Source organism: Streptomyces sp. DSM 40750, from assembly GCF_024612035.1.
Taxonomy (GTDB): Bacteria; Actinomycetota; Actinomycetes; order Streptomycetales; family Streptomycetaceae; genus Streptomyces.
The window spans coordinates 2,370,135-2,387,048 of the sequence record NZ_CP102513.1; the positions used below are offsets into that span (position 1 = coordinate 2,370,135).

The 16,914-nt window shown below is 69.9% G+C and carries 13 protein-coding genes and 2 tRNA genes; 3 read left to right on the plus strand and 12 right to left on the minus strand.

The window, feature by feature from the left end; all coding sequences use genetic code 11:
* Positions 1-42: 42 nt before the first annotated feature.
* From thrS to JIX55_RS10570, 3 genes are all read right to left on the minus strand, one after another.
* Positions 43-2,022 (minus strand): threonine--tRNA ligase, encoded by a 1,980-nt coding sequence (gene thrS, locus JIX55_RS10560; protein ID WP_257563048.1) that lies wholly within the window; start codon positions 2,020-2,022, stop codon positions 43-45.
* A gap of 102 nt (positions 2,023-2,124) precedes the next feature.
* Positions 2,125-3,492 carry a hypothetical protein gene (locus JIX55_RS10565; RefSeq protein WP_443046400.1) on the minus strand — a complete coding sequence of 456 codons (1,368 nt, stop codon included), beginning with the start codon at positions 3,490-3,492 and terminating at the stop codon, positions 2,125-2,127.
* Positions 3,489-4,055: a DUF4365 domain-containing protein gene (locus JIX55_RS10570; protein ID WP_257563049.1), complete on the minus strand. Its 567-nt coding sequence runs from the start codon at positions 4,053-4,055 to the stop codon at positions 3,489-3,491. Before JIX55_RS10570 ends, JIX55_RS10565 begins: the two co-directional genes overlap by 4 nt.
* 168 nt (positions 4,056-4,223) lie before the next feature.
* On the opposite strand from JIX55_RS10570, the gene JIX55_RS10575 reads away from it, so the two are divergent.
* A complete protein-coding gene (locus tag JIX55_RS10575) occupies positions 4,224-4,949 on the plus strand; it encodes a 3'-5' exonuclease (RefSeq protein ID WP_257563050.1) in 726 nt (241 codons plus the stop codon).
* Positions 4,950-4,987: 38 nt separating this feature from the next.
* On the opposite strand, the gene JIX55_RS10580 is transcribed toward JIX55_RS10575, so the two are convergent.
* Positions 4,988-5,059 (minus strand) — tRNA-Val (locus tag JIX55_RS10580).
* A gap of 39 nt (positions 5,060-5,098) precedes the next feature.
* On the minus strand, positions 5,099-5,557 hold the full coding sequence (locus JIX55_RS10585; RefSeq protein WP_257563051.1) for an SRPBCC family protein: 459 nt from the start codon (positions 5,555-5,557) through the stop codon (positions 5,099-5,101).
* A 66-nt stretch (positions 5,558-5,623) separates the two neighbouring features.
* Here JIX55_RS10585 and JIX55_RS10590 point away from each other — a divergent pair, with 66 nt between their 5' ends.
* Positions 5,624-8,170: an SCO7613 C-terminal domain-containing membrane protein gene (locus JIX55_RS10590; RefSeq protein ID WP_257563052.1), complete on the plus strand. Its 2,547-nt coding sequence runs from the start codon at positions 5,624-5,626 to the stop codon at positions 8,168-8,170.
* A 144-nt stretch (positions 8,171-8,314) separates the two neighbouring features.
* On the opposite strand, the gene JIX55_RS10595 is transcribed toward JIX55_RS10590, so the two are convergent.
* From JIX55_RS10595 to JIX55_RS10625, 7 genes are all read right to left on the minus strand, one after another.
* Positions 8,315-11,062, minus strand: a complete 2,748-nt coding sequence (locus tag JIX55_RS10595; RefSeq protein ID WP_257563053.1) for an exo-rhamnogalacturonan lyase family protein — start codon at positions 11,060-11,062, stop codon at positions 8,315-8,317.
* Positions 11,063-11,173: 111 nt separating this feature from the next.
* Complete coding sequence (locus JIX55_RS10600) at positions 11,174-11,782, minus strand: hypothetical protein (protein WP_257563054.1); 609 nt, start codon at positions 11,780-11,782, stop codon at positions 11,174-11,176.
* Positions 11,783-11,795: 13 nt separating this feature from the next.
* A complete protein-coding gene (locus JIX55_RS10605) occupies positions 11,796-12,695 on the minus strand; it encodes a carbohydrate ABC transporter permease (RefSeq protein ID WP_257563055.1) in 900 nt (299 codons plus the stop codon).
* Positions 12,695-13,693: a carbohydrate ABC transporter permease gene (locus tag JIX55_RS10610; protein ID WP_257563056.1), complete on the minus strand. Its 999-nt coding sequence runs from the start codon at positions 13,691-13,693 to the stop codon at positions 12,695-12,697. Before JIX55_RS10610 ends, JIX55_RS10605 begins: the two co-directional genes overlap by 1 nt.
* Entirely contained in the window at positions 13,693-14,982 is a 1,290-nt protein-coding gene (locus JIX55_RS10615; RefSeq protein WP_257563057.1) for an ABC transporter substrate-binding protein, read from the minus strand. The genes JIX55_RS10610 and JIX55_RS10615 overlap by 1 nt, the downstream gene beginning before the upstream one ends.
* Before the next feature lie 531 nt (positions 14,983-15,513).
* Positions 15,514-15,588, minus strand: a tRNA-Val gene (locus JIX55_RS10620).
* 79 nt (positions 15,589-15,667) lie between these two features.
* The gene (locus tag JIX55_RS10625) at positions 15,668-16,147 is read right to left on the minus strand and encodes a TIGR02611 family protein (protein ID WP_257563058.1); all 480 of its coding nucleotides are present in this window, start codon (positions 16,145-16,147) and stop codon (positions 15,668-15,670) included.
* A 191-nt stretch (positions 16,148-16,338) separates the two neighbouring features.
* On the opposite strand from JIX55_RS10625, the gene JIX55_RS10630 reads away from it, so the two are divergent.
* Positions 16,339-16,752, plus strand: coding sequence for an SsgA family sporulation/cell division regulator (locus JIX55_RS10630; RefSeq protein ID WP_004002642.1), 414 nt, complete (start codon positions 16,339-16,341; stop codon positions 16,750-16,752).
* Positions 16,753-16,914: the final 162 nt, after the last annotated feature.

Below are 16,914 nucleotides of genomic sequence, written 5' to 3' on the forward strand. Positions count from 1 at the left end.
CCTCCGATCATCTGCGCACGCCGGTCACGTACGCCGTACGCCTCAGATCTGGACGCGGTCCTCGACGACCTTCGCGATCTTCGCGATGGCCTCCTCGACGGGGATGCCGTTCTCCTGGGATCCGTCGCGGTAGCGGAAGGAGACCGCGCCGGCCGCCATGTCCTCGTCGCCCGCGATGACCATGAAGGGCACCTTGGCCTTCTGGGCGTTGCGGATCTTCTTCTGCATACGGTCGGAGGAGGCGTCGACGTCGACGCGCAGGCCCGCGGCCTTGGCCTTCTTGGCGAACTCCGCCAGGTACGGCACATGCGCGTCGCCGATCGGGATGCCGAGCGCCTGCACGGGCGCCAACCAGGCCGGGAACGCGCCCGCGTAGTGCTCCAGGAGCACCGCGAAGAACCGCTCGATCGAGCCGAACAGCGCGCGGTGGATCATGACCGGCTGCTGCTTGGAACCGTCCGCCGCGGTGTACTCCAGCTGGAACCGCTTGGGCTGCTGGAAGTCGACCTGGATGGTGGACATCTGCCAGGAGCGGCCGATCGCGTCCTTGGCCTGGACGGAGATCTTCGGGCCGTAGTAGGCGGCGCCGCCCGGGTCGGGCACGAGGGGCAGGCCCTGCTTCTCGGCGGCCTGGCGGAGCGCCTCGGTGGCCTCCTCCCATTCGGCGTCCTCACCGATGAACTTCGGGGAGTCGTCGCGGGTGGACAGCTCCAGCTCGAAGTCGGTCAGGCCGTAGTCGCGCAGCAGGTCCAGGACGAAGGTGAGCAGCGAGTCCAGCTCGCCCGCCATCTGCTCCTTGGTGCAGTAGATGTGCGAGTCGTCCTGGGTGAAGCCGCGGGCGCGGGTCAGACCGTGCACGACGCCGGACTTCTCGTAGCGGTACACCGTGCCGAACTCGAAGAGCCGCAGGGGCAGTTCGCGGTACGAGCGGCCGCGCGCCTTGAAGATCAGGTTGTGCATGGGGCAGTTCATCGCCTTGAGGCGGTAGTTCTGCCCGTCGAACTCCAGGGGCGGGAACATCGCCTCCCCGTAGTTCGGCAGGTGCCCCGAGGTCACAAAGAGGTTTTCCTTCGCGATGTGCGGGGTGTTCACGAACTCGTAGTTCGCGTCCTCGTGCTTGAGGCGCGAGTAGGTCTCCATCTCCCGGCGGACGATGCCGCCCTTGGGGTGGAAGACCGCGAGGCCGGAGCCCAGCTCCTCCGGGATGGAGAACAGGTCCAGCTCGGCGCCGAGCTTGCGGTGGTCGCGCTTCTCGGCCTCGACGAGGAAGTCGAGGTACGCCTTCAGCTCGTCCCTCGACGGCCAGGCGGTGCCGTAGATGCGCTGGAGCTGCGGGTTCTTCTCGCTGCCGCGCCAGTAGGCGGCGGCCGAGCGCATCAGCTTGAACGCCGGGATGTTCCGGGTGGTGGGCAGGTGAGGACCGCGGCAGAGGTCCTTCCAGCACAGCTCGCCGGTCTTGGCGTCGAGGTTGTCGTAGATGGTCAGCTCGCCGGCACCGACCTCGGCGTCCGCGCCCTCGGCCGCGTTCGCCGCGTTGCCCTTGAGGCCGATCAGCTCCAGCTTGTAGGGCTCGTCAGCCAGCTCGACGCGCGCGTCCTCGTCGTTGGTGATCCGACGGGAGAAGCGCTGACCCCGCTTCTGGATCTCCTGCATCTTCTTCTCGATGCGCTTGATGTCCTCGGGGGTGAACGGCTCGGCCACGTCGAAGTCGTAGTAGAAGCCGTCCTTGACCGGCGGGCCGATGCCCAGCTTGGCCTCCGGGAACAGCTCCTGCACGGCCTGGGCCATGACGTGCGCGGTGGAGTGGCGCAGGATGTTGAGGCCGTCCTCGGAGGAGATCTCCACGCCCTCGACGGTCTCGCCGTCCCGCACCTCGTACGCGAGGTCCTTGAGCTCGCCGGCCACGCGCGCGGCGACGACGGTGCGCTCGCCGGCGAACAGGTCGGCGGCCGTAGTGCCCGTCGTCACCACGCGCTCTTCCCGCTCGGAATCGCGTTGGATGATCACACGGACGTCGGACACCGGTTTCTCCTACCTGAAGGGGCGGCCCGGTCATCTGCTGCGGGCCTGGGCCATTGGGAAGGATCGTACCGAGCCCGGGGTCCCGCTCGCGAAACAGATACCTCAGTCCCCTCCGCGGGCCTCCTCGAAGAAGGCCGTAATCTCTGCGGTCTCGTGGAGGGATTTCATCAACCGGTCCCGCTCGGCCTCGTCGACCTGCACGGGGGCGACACCGCCGGCGTTCGTGAGCCGCCGGAATCCGCCCCGGCTCTCCAGACGTCCGTGGACACGGACCGGCAGTCCGACGAGATGCGCCTGTCCCGCGATCCGGTACGACTCCTCGTCCAGGGTCATGCGGACGTGCGGGACCTCGGCCCCGGCGATGACCCGCAGCCGTACCGTGCCCTCGCCGCGCGCGGCCGACCGGCGCATCCGCACCACGGCCCCGGTGATCCGCACCGGCATGGAGGGCTCCTCGCGCAGATAGCGGGCCCCGGCCTCGCGCAGCACGGGCAGGTCGCCCGGTGAGAACTCGACGGGCTCGGCCGGTGTCGCGCCGCCCTCGGGGACGCCGACGGCGGGCGCCCACTCGACGGCGATCCGGGCGCCCTCGGTGCCCCGCACGAGGGCGACGAGGGCCTCGGTCAGCTCGTGGCTCACCCCGGCCTCGACGGCGCCGTCGAAGGCGTCCATGCCGCCGGTGGCCCGCTGGTAGTCGATGGCCTCGCGGGCGGCGTACAGGGCCTGGTGGAGGCGCAGGGCGAGGCGGCGGCCGCCGGCCACGGGCACGAAGGCGGTGAGGCGGCGGCCGCCGGGGGCGGCGCCGACGAGGACGCCGTCGAGGGAGGCCGCGGCGGGCCGGCGGTGCCGGGCGCCGTAGTAACCGGCACGGGCGCGGGTGGCGAGTGCCGCCGCGAGGAGCATCTGGCGGGCGGCCGAGCGCAGTTGGTCCTCGACGACCCAGGAGGCGGTGCCCACGGGGCCGGTCGGCACGTCCCGCCACCAGCGGATCTCGTCGCTGGGCACGGCGAGTCCGACCAGCACGTCACGCGCGGCCGGCGAGCCGCTCCGGGACAGGGCGGTGAGGGCCTCGCCGAGCAGGTCGTCGCTGTCGGGGAAGGCCCGGTTCTCCGGCACGAGCAGGCTCATGCCCCGGCCGGCCGGTCCGGGTGGGGTCCAGCGGCCGTACCGTCCGGTGGCGCCGCCGCGCCGCTGCCAGCCGTGCCGGCGCAGGAGGGCGCCGAGGACGGCTGGGTCGACCTGGGCGGGGTCGGGCGGCCGGGTCCAGGCGGGCTCGACGGGGCGGGGCCGCACGGGGCGTACGGGCTCGTCGAGGGGACGGCGCACGGACACGCCCTCTTCGGCGGGACGACTCCCCGGCCCGTCCTCGCCGTAGGTGGGTCGGCCGGACGCGTCCTCGCTGTAAGGACGTCGGCCGTCGTCACGGGGCCGTCGGCCGGACGCGTCGTCGTCGATGGGGCCGTGGGTCACGGTCTGCCTCCCGTTCCGACCCGCGTCATGATCTCGCAGAGCGCTCGGTCGTCGAAGATGCGCGAGGTCGGTATGCGCACGGTGGTGCGGCGCCGACCGGTGATCGGGTGTCCGGCGAGGTTGATCCAGTAGCAGCAGTGCCGCAGGTCGAGCCGGTCGTGGCCGGCCCGCAGCCATTGCTCCTGCGACCTGGGGACGATCATCACGACCAGGATCTTGTGCACCGAGACGGGGGTGCGGGCGAGCTTCGCCAGGTGCTCGTTGTCGAGGGTGAAGGAGAAGAACCGGCCCGGAGGGCTCGGCGCGAGCTGGTAGGTGGCCTTGAGCTGCACCTTGATGGTGACCTCGTCGTCGACCGTGTGGCCGGGCGAGCCGTGGCTGACGTGCCAGTCGATGCCGTTGTCCGGAAAGGGCTGGGAGAGGGAGCAGCCGGCCGCGGCGGCCACCGCGTGCAAGTAGCCCACCTGCAAGGTCTCCATGCAGGCGGTGGTGGCGAGGGAGCCGCGATGCGATGCCGCGTGCTCGGGCAGCAGCCCGCCCCGCTCGGGCTGCGCTATGGCCATGACCAACAGCCTTCCCCTACAGGTGTTTCGCCGTGCCGAGCCCCTGAACTGCACAGACCCGTACTTCTGTTGTCTCCGTCCGGCGTACGGCGCAAACAGCCCGGGTATCACCAAACAGGCAGAAGACGGGACGTCAGCTGCCGTGGGTGAACGAGGAGTTGTGTACGTATGACGTGTTGGTACGAGGGGCCCTTGGCGGCGTTCGACACGGAGACCACGGGTGTGGACGTCGAGACCGACCGGATCGTGTCGGCCGCCGTCGTCGTCCAGGACGCACCCGGCACCCGCCCCCGGGTGACCCGGTGGCTGGTGAACCCGGGCGTGCCGGTGCCCGCCGCGGCGACGGCGGTGCACGGGCTGACGCAGGAGCATCTGCAGCGCGACGGCCGCTGGCCGGCGCCGGTGATGGAGGAGATAGCCAGGGCGCTGGCCGAGCAGGCGGCGCGCGGCCGTCCGCTGGTGATCATGAACGCGCCGTTCGATCTGACCATGCTGGACCGGGAGTTGCGGCGACACCGCGCGTCGTCGCTGGACCACTGGTTCGAGACGACGCCGTTGCGGGTCCTCGATCCGCGGGTCCTGGACAAGCATCTGGACCGCTACCGCAAGGGCCGTCGCACGCTCACCGACCTGTGCGCGCACTACGAGGTCGTCCTGGACGGCGCGCACGACGCGGCGGCCGACGCGCAGGCCGCGATGGATGTCGTCCGCGCCTTGGGGCGCCGTTTCGCGGCCCGTCTCGAACGTCTCTCCCCCGCCGAACTGCACACCCTCCAGGCGGTGTGGCACGCGGCGCAGGCGCGCGGGCTGCAGGCCTGGTTCGCGCGCAGCGGCACGGAGGAGGCGGTGGACCCTGCGTGGCCCCTGCGTCCGGATCTGCCGGCCGCGGCATGAAAAAAGCCGGTCCGCATCTGCGGACCGGCCTTACCCGGTGGGCGATACTGGGTTCGAACCAGTGACCTCTTCGGTGTGAACGAAGCGCTCTCCCACTGAGCTAATCGCCCGGGAACGCAGTGAACAATACAGGTCCCGACGGCTCTGGTTCAAACCGCTTGTCCACGGGCCGCGAGGTACGCGAGGAGTCCCCGCCTGCCCGCCCGCATCATCAGCGCGTGGTTGGCGCGGAACACGGGCCGCCCCGGTACGGCGAGCCGGCGCAGCAGGGGCTTGGTGACGTCGACTTCCTGGTCGTAGCGGGCGAGGGTGCCGGTGCCGTCGGCGGCGAGTGTCCAGCGGGCCCAGCCGTCCAGGTCCCCTGCCATCTCGATCTCCAGGAACCCGGCGGCCCGGTCGCGCCGTACCTCGCGAGCGGTGAAGGCGAGGTCGTACGGCAGGGCCGAACGGATCCGGATGGTGCCGGTGGTGTCGTCGATCCGGATCACATCGCGCACCTGCGGCCACCAGTGCGGGTAGTCCTCGGCCCGCTGGAGCACGTCGTAGACGGCGGTCGGCGGCGCGGGCAGGTTCCAGAGGCTGCGGAAGCGGTAGTGACACCAGTCCATGGTCGGATTCTGCCCGCACAGGGCGCATCCGTGAGGGATCTGAGTACGTCCTGAGTACCCGCACTCATGTCGTACGAGGTGACGCGGACCACACTCCGGGACATGATGCATTTCCCGTCCCCGGCCGAGGAGTTGCGGGTCCTCGACTCCGAGCTGCGGCAACTCGACGCCCGCCGCGCCTTCCTGCTGGCACGCCGCGCCTGGCTGGTCAGCGCCCTGTACGCGCCGACCCTCAGGCCCACCGCTCCGCCCGTGCGGCGCCCCGAGGCGACGGCACCCAGCGTGCAGAACGTGCTGCTGATCCTCGGCGGCGCCCTGCTGACGGTCGCGGCGGTCGCGTTCACGCTGGTCAGCTGGGGACACATGGGGATCGCCGGCCGCGCCCTGGTCCTGGGCGCGGTGACCCTGGCCGCCCTTGGCATCCCCGTACCGCTCCTCCGCCGCGGCCTGCGCTCGACCGCCGAGGCGGTGGCCGGCCTCGGCCTCGCCCTGACCGTCCTCGACGCGTACGCCCTGCACGAGGTCGCGTTCACCGGGGCGGACGGCACGGGGTACGCGGCGGCCGCGTCGGCGGTGCTGGCGGGGGCGTGGGCGGCATACGGGCTGGGTCTCGGCGCGCTGGCGCCCTCGGCGGCCGGGGGCACGAACGGCCATCCGGCCGGGGGCTCGCAGGTCCACCCGACCGCAGGGGGCGCTGAGGGGCGCTCGGCCACCGGCGCCCCTCAGTACCGCCCCCTCGTCACGCGCGCCCCTCTCCGTCTGCCGCTCCCCCTGGCCCTGGTGGTCGCTCAACTCCCCCTCCTCCTCTGGTCGTTCGCGATGAACGCGAGCGTGGAGACGGTCACGGCCGTGCTGCTGGTGACAGCGGCGGCCGACACCGCGGTCGCGCTCCGGGTGTCCCTCGAACCGGTACGGATCGTCGCCACGGTCGGCGCGTTCGTCTGGGGTGCCTGGGGCGTACTGGCGGCCGGGTGGCTCTCGTGGGCCGCCGCGGGCCCGAGCGCCGCCGCCCGTGCGGCGGCGCTCCTCGCCCTCGCCTCGGCGATCGCCCTGACGGCCGCCTGGCTCGCCCCGAAGCCGGCCCTGGCCCTCGGCACCGCGCTCACCGGCGGGCTCCTCGCGGTGGCGGGCCTCGGCGGCATCGCCCGCGCGGTCCTGCCCGACGAGTGGACGGTCCCGGCCCATCTCCTCTGCGGGGTAGCGCTGTTGGCGACCGTGCGCACACGCGTCCCCGAGCCCGTACGCCGAGGCCTCGCCCAAGCTTCGGCCGTCGTTCAGGCCCTCGCCCTGGCCACCACGCTGCCTGTGCTGTTCATCGTCCTGCTGGGCCCGGCCGGCTGGGTCGAGCGGATCTGGTCCGGCGCGCCCGCGGACACCCGCGCGGCGGTGACGCTCGACACGCCGTGGCCCCCGAACACGGCGACGGTGCCCCTCGTGCTCGCCGTCGTCGCCGGGGTACTGGCGTCGACCGGGCGCACCGCCTCCTGGCGCACCCCGGCCCTGGTGGGCGCCTTCGTCCTCGCCTGGGCGACAGCCCTGGTGTTCCCCGCGATCATCGAACTGCCGTACCCGGCCGGGCTGATGGTGCAGGGCCTCGTGGTCGTGGCCACGCTGGGCGTCGCGGGATCCGTAGGGTCGACAGCGCCCCAACGCCTCCAGGCGCCGCTGCCCCTCGCCGGTGCCCTGCTGGCCCTCATCACCTCCCTGAGCCTGGCACTCCTCGCCCTCGCCACCGAACCGGCGACCCTCACCGTGCTCGCCGTCTCGACCGCCCTGTTCGCGCTCGCGGCATGGCGCACGGACCTGGCCCCCCTCGCCGCGCCCGCCGCCCTCGCGTACGCCACCGCCCTGACCTGCGCGATCGGCGCGTCCGCCGGCTGGGAGCCGCAGCACACGGCCCTGCTCGTCCTCACCGTCCCGGCCACCGCGGCCCTGCTCGCGGCACGTCTCGGCGACTCCCCCATGACCATCCCGGTCGAGGCGACCGGCGCTGCGGCCGGCCTCCTGGCCATCGCCCTCTCCGCCACGCACCCGCCCCTGCTGGCCCTGACCCTCGCGCTCTGCGGAGTCATCGCCGCGGGCACGGCCGTACGACCGGACCGGCGGTACGTCGGCTACGCGGCCGCAGCGCTCTTCGTACTGGCCTCCTGGGTGCGGCTGGCGGTCTGGGAGGTCGGCTCTCCGGAGGCGTACACCCTGCCGGTGACCGTCCCGGCCCTGATCGTCGGCCACCTACGCCGACGCCGTGACCTGACAGCCTCGTCCTGGACGGCGTACGGCCCGGGCCTGGCGGTCACCCTCGGCCCGAGCCTCGTCGCGGCCTGGGGCGACGAACACTGGCTCCGCCCCTTGCTCCTGGGCATCGCCGCCCTGCTCATCACCCTCACGGGCGCCCGCCACCGCCTTCAGGCCCCGCTCCTGCTCGGCGGCGCCACCCTCACCCTGGTCGCCCTGCACGAGCTGGCGCCGTACATCTCCCAGGTCGTGGACGCCCTGCCCCGTTGGGTACCTCCCGCGCTCGCCGGTCTGGCACTGCTCGCGGCGGGCGCCACGTACGAGCAGCGACTGCGCGACGCACGGCGAGTGCGGGAGGCGTTCGGAAAACTGACGTGACACTCCTGACGTACCCGGGGGGGCGCCCCTTCAGGGGCGCGGGGCCGTGTCGATATGCGGCTCCGCCGCGTGGGCGCGACCAGCCACAACGAGCCCGCGGTTCCCCACCGACGCCAAGGCACCCCCAAGCCCCCCGGCGGAGCGTCACGGCATCTTGTCGCCCACCAGCGCCAGGTTCTGAATGGCCGCCAACCCGTACAGCGCCGTCGCGTTGGTCGACACCCACGCCGCCTCGCTGCCCGGCACCAGCGCCGTCGGCCCCTCGATCTTCTTCGTGGACCAGTCGGTCGACTCCTTGTAGTCCCAGGTGTCGGCGCTGTTGTAGAACTGCCGCCACGCCCGGGCCGCCAGCTTGTCGTCGCCCAGCTGGACCGCCGCGTACGCGTCCTGCCGCGAGTGGCCCTGGAAGAGCAGCAGGGTCCCGAAGTGGGAACCGTAGCGGGCGGTCTGCTCAGCCCTGGTCGCGTTGAAGTACCGGCAGTAGTCGAGCCAGGCCTCCTTGAACTTCGGCATGTCGATCTGGTCGAGGAGTTCGGCGTTCAGCTCGACCAGGCCGAACATCGCCGACAGGTGCGAGACGCCGACCCTGGGCTCGGTGGCGACGGCGAACTTGCCGGTGTCCAGGTCGTAGAGCGCGTTGCCCTGGACGAAGCCGTTGGGCTGGGCCGCGATCGTCTCCATCGTCGACAGGACGCGCGCCTTGGCCTTCTCCCACTTCGGCCCGCGCCGCTCCCACTCGGTCAGCCAGGCGGACACCAGCCCGGACCAGTCGGTACCGAACCCGATCGACAGCGCGTTCCGGTCGGGCGTGTACGGCTCGGTGCGGATCTTGCGGATCGGGTCGAGGACGAGGAACGTCTCGTCGGAGTCGACATTGGCGTGCATGAGGTCGCCGACGCGCTCGTCGGCGGTGAGGAAGTAGTAGTAGCGGCGGTAGGTGGTGTTGGCGATCCGCTGCTGCTTGGCGCTGTCGGCGTAGTGCTGCACGCCGTGCCGGGTGCCGAGGCCCGCCCATTTGCCGAGGTGGTAGACGTCGACCTCGCCGGTGTGCCGGGTCATGGCCTCGGCGAAGCGGAAGATGTCCGCGCGGCCCGAGCGCATGTACGCGAACCAGAGCCACAGGTCGGGCGAGAGCTCGGAGTTGTCCCAGGCGTAGCCGCCGACGTCGTAGCACCACTGGTGGCGGCTGGGGTCGTAGCTGTGCATGATGTCGCCGTAGTCCCAGAAGCCGTACCACCGGCGCATCTCCACCTGGTCCTTGTAGTAGGTGAAGAGGAAGTCGAGGTGGTCCTCGATCTTCGCCTTGGCGGCGGTGGAACGGTCGGGCTCGGAGAACAGCTTGCCGAAGACGCCCGCCTTGATGAGCTGCTTGGGCGGGGCGGCGAGCTGCGGGGGCGTGCGGACGGCCTCGACCTGCTCGGCCATGTCCTCGGCGCTCGGGGTGGACTCGTGGGCCCAGAAGAGGAGTTCGCTGGTCCGGGCGATGCCGTAGGGCGTGCCGAACTCGGGCTCGTAGTCCTCGTAGGTGATGTTGAGGCCTTCGAGCTGCTCGGGGTAGGTGTCCTGGCCCATCCCGTCGTGGTAGAAGCGCAGGTCCATGGGCTGCGCCTCGGGCGACCAGAGCCAGAGGGTGACCTCGGCGGTGTCGGTGTGGGCGTTACGGATGTCGAGCTGGGCGGGGAACTTCTCCCAGAAGTCCCGCAGGCCGAAGGCGAACCCGCCGGACGCGCCACCGACGTACCCGAAGCCGCTCGCCCGTCGGCCGCCACCGGCCGGGATCCAGCCGTGGCCCTTCTTGGTCCGCTTGCGGACACCGAAGCCGTCGGCGGAGAGCTGCGAGAGCGTGTAGTCGCCCCACTCGGGGATGTACTGGAGGCGGGTGGTGACCCGCTGGTCCCAGGTGGACGGGTCGGGCAGTTTCTTGCCCTCGAACTGGGCCGTACGGACGGCCGCGCCCGGGTCGCGCCGCAGCCCGGTGATGCCCTTGACCGCCTCACGCAACAGACCCGTGCCCTCCCCGCCGATGCGGATGTGGCGGTCGTACGCGGCGTCGCGCATCGGGACCTTGAAGCGGACGCCGATGCCGCGGATGAAGTCGCCGCTGGCCTTTCCGGGCTCCTGGGTGCCGTCGAAAGTGATGGTGTGCACCATGCGGAACGATTCGGCGCCCGCGTAGAAGTAGAGGCGGATCGAGAAGGGCAGCCAGCTGCGGTCGCCCTTGCGGTGCTTGCCGTCGATGCGGACGACCGCGCGGACCGGCCCGTCCTGCTCGACCTCGACCTCACCGATGACGCTCTCGAAGCGCTCGTACTTCTCCGTGCCCTGGTCGCCGTCCTCGATCTCGGGCTGACGCAGCAGCACCAGACGGCCGGTGTTGGCGATCTCGGTGGAACCGCGGAGCACGGACTTCACGAGGGTGGAGCCGGACTTGCCGATCTTCGCGGTGATGACACCGGTCGACACGTCGATGGTGCCGCCGCTCTTGTCGACGGTGACCTTCTTCTCCGGCGCGGCGGGGGTGCCGGCGGCGAGGGTCAGCTTGCCGGAACCGGCGCCCGCGCCCACCGCGTGCGCGGTCCACTTCACCGACCCGTCCGGCCAGTAACCGATCGGCCAGGACTGCACGGCCACAGCCTTGCCGTCCGCATCGGTCAGGGAAAACGACTGTTCCTTCTCGTACGCGCCCTTCGGCCACGGCACGCCCACGGTCGAACCGGGAGCGGCGCCGAGTCCGCCGTCCTCCAGCCAGTCCAGGACCACGGGTTCCGCGTCCGCGGCCTCGGCTCTGGGCGCGGCCTGCGCGTTCGAACTCCCTAGCGCCCAGCTGAACTGCGCGGCTGCTCCGGCGACGGCGGCCGCCTTGAGAAGGGACCTGCGGTCGATGGGGGACATGGCCTTTCCTTTCCGTACGGGAAGTCTTGGGTGCGGGTGGTCAGGGGCATGACAGAGAGAGGTACGGCACCTCCGGGGTGCCGACCTGGTGCGCGGTACCGCCCGCTTCGGTCAGCGGCGGCGCCGGTACCGCTCCTCCACGGCGACGGCGGCCGCCGCGACGGCCCCGAGGACCGGGATCGCCAGCGGGGCGACGAACCAGGCGGAGCAGGCCACCACGGCCAGTCCGCCGACGAGCAGAAAGGATCCGGCGGGGTCGAGCACGGTCCGCCGCCCGGCTGCGCCCAGCAGGGCACGCCAGGTGGCGCCGGGCCGCCAGTCCGCCGCCGCCCGCAGTGCGGCGACGGCGGCGCCGATCAGCGCGAGGACCCCGACGACGCCGACCAGCGGCCCGCCGGGGATCCCGGCGCGGACGGCCTGGACGTCCACCCACACCGCCGCGAGCACCGCCCATCCGGCGAGCCCGACGAGCCAGCCGCCGCGCACCGCCGTCCGGAAGTCGGCCACGAACTCCCGCCAGCCGCCGCTCTCATGGGCCGTACGGCGTCTCAGGTGCCGGGAGCCGGCGGCGAACGCGGCGGGGTACGTCACCAGCGGCAACGAGGCCAGCGCGATCCACACCCCGGTGAGCAGGCACTCGGCGAACAGCGCGAACCGCTCGGCGAGCAGGGACTCCTCACGTGGTGCGGCGGCCTTCGCACGGACGGGGGCCTGGGCCATCGGTCGGCTCACCTCAGCCCTTCAGGCCGGATGTGGCCATACCGTCGATCAGATAGCGCTGGAAGGCGAGGAAGAAGGCGAGCACCGGCAGCAGCGCCACCAGCGACATCGCGATCATGCCGCCGTAGTTGGCCACGGCGTCCTGGTCCACGAACATCTTCAGACCGAGCGAGACCGTGTACTTGTCGGGCGTATTCACATAGATCAGCGGGCCCATGAAGTCGTTCCAGGCGTTGATGAAGGTGAAGATCGCGCTGGTGATGAGCGCGGGCCTGCACAGCGGCAGCACGATCGACCAGTAGATCCGGAAGTGGCCGCAGCCGTCGAGCCGGGCCGCCTCGTCGAGTTCCTTGGGCAGGTTCCGCATGAACTGCACCATCAGGAAGACGAAGAACGCCTCCGTGGCCAGGTATTTCGGGAGCAGGAGTGGGGTGTAGGTGTCGATCGCGTCCATGTTGCGGAACAGCACGTACTGCGGGATCAGCAACACGTGGTAGGGCAACAGGAGGGTGCCGATCATCAGCGTGAAGAGCAGATTGCGGCCCGCGAACTTGATCTTCGAGAAGGCGTACGCGGTCAGCGAGCAGGACACCAGGATCCCGACCACCGAACCCACGGCGAGGGTGAGTGAGTTGAAGAAGAACGTGGAGATCGGGATGTCGGCGATGCCGTCGGTGAGCCGTGTGTAGTTGGAGATGATCGGATCGCTCGGGAACAGGTCCAGGCTGCCGACGATGTCATCGCTGTTCTTGAACGAACCCCCCACGACCCAGATCACCGGATAGAGGATCACCGCGAGGATCAGCAGGGATCCGATGTGCCAGGCCAGGGAGCCGGGCAGCTTGCGCCGGAGGGCGCCCCCCTTCGCGGACGGGGCCGGAGCTGGGGTGATCTCGGTGGCCTGTGCGCTCATCAGGCACCCTCCTCGTAGTGCACCCAGCGCTTCTGGGACCAGAACAGCACCGCCGTCACCAGGGCGACCGCGACCAGCAGCACCCAGGCCATGGCGGAGGCCAGGCCCATGCGGCTGTTCTCGAAGCCCTGGACGTACAGATAACAGGTATAGACCATCGAGCCGTCGGCCGGACCGCAGGCGCTGCCTCCGGCACCGCCGCCGACGATGTACGCCGAGCTGAAGATCTGGAAGGAGTGGATCGTCTCCAGCAGGACGTTGAAGAACAGGACCGGGGAGATCATCGGCAGGGTGATGTTCCAGAACCGCCGGAACGTACCCGCCCCGTCGACCTCGGCCGCCTCGTACAGCTCGCGCGGGACCTGCTTGAGACCGGCGAGGAAGATCACCATCGGGGCACCGAACTGCCAGACGGTGAGCGCCACCAGGCTGTAGATGATCAGGTCCGGGTCACCGGTCCAGCCGCCGACGTCGATCCCGAAAAGCTTCTGCGTACGGTCGACGATGGCGTCGTCCGAGAAGATCGCCTTCCACACGATCGCGATGGAGACGCTCGCCCCGATCAGCGACGGGGCGTAGAAGGCGGCACGGTAGAAGGCCTGTCCGCGCCGCTTCTGGGCCAGCAGTAGCGCCACACCGAGGGCGGCGATCAATTTGATCGGCGTACCGACTACGACGTACCAGAGGGTCACCCGCACCGAGTTCTGCCAGCGCGGATCGGCGAACATCTCGGAGAAGTTGTCGAGGCCGATCCACTTGGGGGCGTCGAACAGGTTGTAGTCGGTGAAGGCGAAATAGAGCGAGGCGACCATCGGGCCCGCTGTCAGCAGCAGGAACCCAGCGATCCACGGGGACATGAAGAGATAGCCGGCCAGGGTCTCCCGGCGGCCCCGCCGCTTGAGTGCGGCGGGGCGCGGAGACTTGGCCGGACGGTGCCGCGGCTCGGAGTCCTTGGTCAGGTCCTCCATCGCAGGGGCGTGTGTCACGGCGGTTCCCATCAGCTGCCGAGAGCCGTCTTCGACTCGTTGAAGAACTGCTTGACGGCGTCGTCCACCGACCGCTTGCCCAAAGCGAGTTCCTCGGCGATGCGCATGAACCCGGCCTCGCAGATGTCCGCCCCGTTCGGATGCGGGGTGATGGGCTCCAGGACACCGGTGTCGACGAGGGACTGCTCGTACTCGGCGATGGCCTTGTTCACCGGGTCGGTCGGCTTGTACGCGTCGTACTGGGCCTGTGTCGCGGGAACACCGCGGTCGTAGCCCATGATCTTGGCGACCTCGGGCTCGTGCACCATGAAGTTGATGAACTGCGCGACTTCCTTGGGGTGCTGGGTGCGCTTGGACGCGCTGAGCATGAGGGAGCCGAGGTACTGGCCGGTCTTCTTGCCGTCGGTGGTCGGGATGGGTGCCAGACCGTACTCGCTCTTGCCCTCGGAGGTGTAGCGGACGGTGAAGTTGTCCCAGGTGAACTCACCGGCGGCGAGTTCCGCCGCGACCGCCGACTTGGGCTTGGTCTGCGCGACCTTCTTGGGATCGGCGTAGATGCCCTCCTGGATGCCCTTCTCGGCTTTCGTCCACCAGGCCTTCAGGTCCGCCTCGGTGAAGCCGAGCCCGTCCTCGGTGAAGAACGCCTTGCCGTTCTGGCGCAGGTAGAGGTCGTAGAGGTACATGACGCCGTACATGCCGCTGTCGCCGGCGCGCCCCGCCTTGTCGCGGATCTTCTTCATCGCCGCGTCGAAGTCGTCCCAGGTCCAGCCCCGCTCCGGCTTCACACCGGACTTGGTGTAGACGGGCTTGTCGATCACCAGCGCCATCGAGTTGGAACCGACCGGAATCCCGAGCAGCTTTCCGTCGACCTCGCCGAACTTCTCCAGGCCCGCCCGGAAGCCGTCCAGGGAGAGGTTGCCCGCCTCGACCTGTGCGTTGAGATCGAGCAACACATTCTTCGCATCATATTTCCGCAGGAAACCAACGGCATTCTGGAAGACATCCGGCGGATTTCCGCCGGAGGCCTGGGTGTTGAACTTCTTCCAGAAATCGGGATACACCTGGAAGTCCGTCTTCACCTTGATCTTCGGGTACTTCTTCTCGAAAAGCGCGATGGTCTTCTTGATGCGCTCCGCCCGGTCCTCGGCACCCCACCAGGCGTAACGGATCGTCACCGTCCCGTCCCCCGCACCACTGTCACCGCCACAGGCCGTGGCCGTCGCCCCCAGCCCCACGACGGCCAGTGAGGCTCCGGCCGCCTTGAGGACCGTCCGCCTCTCAACGTTCCTGTTTTGCTGCATGGTTGAGCCTCCCCGCGACGCTGCGTCCCGCGCCATGAATCGTTTCAAGTAAGCGCTTGCTGGCACAAGGTACGGAGCCCCTCAGGAGACGTCAATGATTCGGACAGGAATTGATGGAAAGCGGAGTCGTCGCCGCACCGGACGACGAAGCGCGGTAGGTGACGCCTGGTCAACTGAAAGACCAGGTAGGCGAGTTGCGGTCGACGGGTCGAACGCGATGTGGGTCGTCGAGCGGCGAACAGGCAAGGCTGAAAGGAGTCAGCGGGACGGCGCGAGGGCACACGCCGAACCACCCCCGGAACACGGCGACTTGACCGGGCGTGAGCCCCGGGCACGAGGGGGCGAAGGCATCGGATTCAGCCATTCACGAGGGAGGTCGGAGAAACCGCGTCGACCGCGCGCCGCTCGCCGCTCGAACTCACCGGCCGGCACCCCTGCGCGCCCCATGGTCCGGGTGGGCCTCGAAAGCCCTCACACCACCACAACGCAAACGACCCGGTCCACGTTTCCGTGGACCGGGTCGCAATCGACTGGTGGGCGATACTGGGTTCGAACCAGTGACCTCTTCGGTGTGAACGAAGCGCTCTCCCACTGAGCTAATCGCCCGGGCGCAGGAAGAACATTACCCCATGTCAGGGGGTTCCTCCGACCACGTTCGGAATCCCCGGCACCGTCCCGGCCGGGTTCACTGGTCCTTGATGTTCCAGGGCATCTCGAAGCCGAACTTCCAGACGTAGATGCCGACGAGGACGGTCACGATCACCAGGCCGATCGACGTCAGGATGATGTTGCGGCGCCGGACCTTCGGATCGAGGGCGCGCTGGGTGGCCTCGGTGACCTTCCGCTTGGTCCAGCGGAGCACCAGCTGGGCCCAGACGAATTCGGTCGCCCAGATCGCCATGCCGCCGAAGATCACGACCCAGCCGGGGCCGGGCAGCGGCAGCATGATCACGCCCGCGACGACCACCGCGAGCCCGACGACGAAGATGACCACCTGCCAGCTCAGATGCAGCATCCGCCGGGCTTTGACGAACTCCGGCGCACGAGATCCGAGCGGCGCTTCGTTCTTGGCCACATCGGCCTCACTGTTCGCTACGTCAGTCTCACTCTTCGTTCCGTCGGCCGCCACGGCGACCTCCCCCGTTCCGTCACTCACCGTGCCCATACCGCCAAACCCTACCGGAGAGAAACCGGTCACCGGAATGGTCGTACCCACAGAAGACGGTCTCGGCCGGATGAGCTACCAAAAGCGACGCAAAACTCCCAGAGGGGTTTACAACGGCACCGTAGGTGGCATGTCGATTTCGCCGACGTGCGAATCCCCGAGCGCACACTGAGCGAAAGGCCATGGCGCTTATGAACACCACGGTCAGCTGCGAGCTGCACCTGCGCCTCGTTGTGTCGAGCGAGTCCTCACTGCCTGTTCCCGCGGGACTGCGGTATGACACGGCCGATCCCTACGCCGTGCACGCCACCTTCCACACCGGAGCCGAGGAAACGGTCGAGTGGGTGTTCGCCCGCGACCTCCTCGCCGAGGGCCTGCACCGGCCCACCGGCACCGGCGACGTCCGTGTCTGGCCGTCCCGCAGCCACGGTCAGGGCGTCGTGTGCATCGCCCTGAGCTCCCCCGAGGGCGAGGCCCTCCTCGAAGCCCCGGCGCGGGCCCTGGAGTCCTTCCTGAAGCGCACAGACGCCGCCGTGCCGCCCGGCACGGAGCACCGGCACTTCGACCTCGATCAGGAGCTCTCGCACATCCTGGCGGAAAGCTAGGGACGACCAGGCCCCACACAGCCGCCCGGCGCCGTCCACTCGGGGAGACGGCTCGGGCCAAGACAACCGAATACGGCTCAGGCCGACCCATCGACGCCGTCGTCGCGGACCTCCGCGCGGCGGCGTCGCCGTGCCGTGGGCCGACCGGAACGGGCCTGGGGC

What these genes read in the sequence shown, in the direction of transcription:
- JIX55_RS10610 (WP_257563056.1), bottom strand. Translation starts at nt 13,693, where the DNA reads ATGGGAACCGCCGTGACACACGCCCCTGCGATGGAGGACCTGACCAAG.
- JIX55_RS10600 (WP_257563054.1), bottom strand. Translation starts at nt 11,782, where the DNA reads ATGGCCCAGGCCCCCGTCCGTGCGAAGGCCGCCGCACCACGTGAGGAG.
- JIX55_RS10625 (WP_257563058.1), bottom strand. Translation starts at nt 16,147, where the DNA reads ATGGGCACGGTGAGTGACGGAACGGGGGAGGTCGCCGTGGCGGCCGAC.
- JIX55_RS10570 (WP_257563049.1), bottom strand. Translation starts at nt 4,055, where the DNA reads ATGGCCATAGCGCAGCCCGAGCGGGGCGGGCTGCTGCCCGAGCACGCG.
- JIX55_RS10595 (WP_257563053.1), bottom strand. Translation starts at nt 11,062, where the DNA reads ATGTCCCCCATCGACCGCAGGTCCCTTCTCAAGGCGGCCGCCGTCGCC.
- JIX55_RS10590 (WP_257563052.1), top strand. Translation starts at nt 5,624, where the DNA reads ATGTCGTACGAGGTGACGCGGACCACACTCCGGGACATGATGCATTTC.
- JIX55_RS10615 (WP_257563057.1), bottom strand. Translation starts at nt 14,982, where the DNA reads ATGCAGCAAAACAGGAACGTTGAGAGGCGGACGGTCCTCAAGGCGGCC.
- JIX55_RS10585 (WP_257563051.1), bottom strand. Translation starts at nt 5,557, where the DNA reads ATGGACTGGTGTCACTACCGCTTCCGCAGCCTCTGGAACCTGCCCGCG.
- JIX55_RS10605 (WP_257563055.1), bottom strand. Translation starts at nt 12,695, where the DNA reads ATGAGCGCACAGGCCACCGAGATCACCCCAGCTCCGGCCCCGTCCGCG.
- JIX55_RS10575 (WP_257563050.1), top strand. Translation starts at nt 4,224, where the DNA reads ATGACGTGTTGGTACGAGGGGCCCTTGGCGGCGTTCGACACGGAGACC.
- JIX55_RS10630 (WP_004002642.1), top strand. Translation starts at nt 16,339, where the DNA reads ATGAACACCACGGTCAGCTGCGAGCTGCACCTGCGCCTCGTTGTGTCG.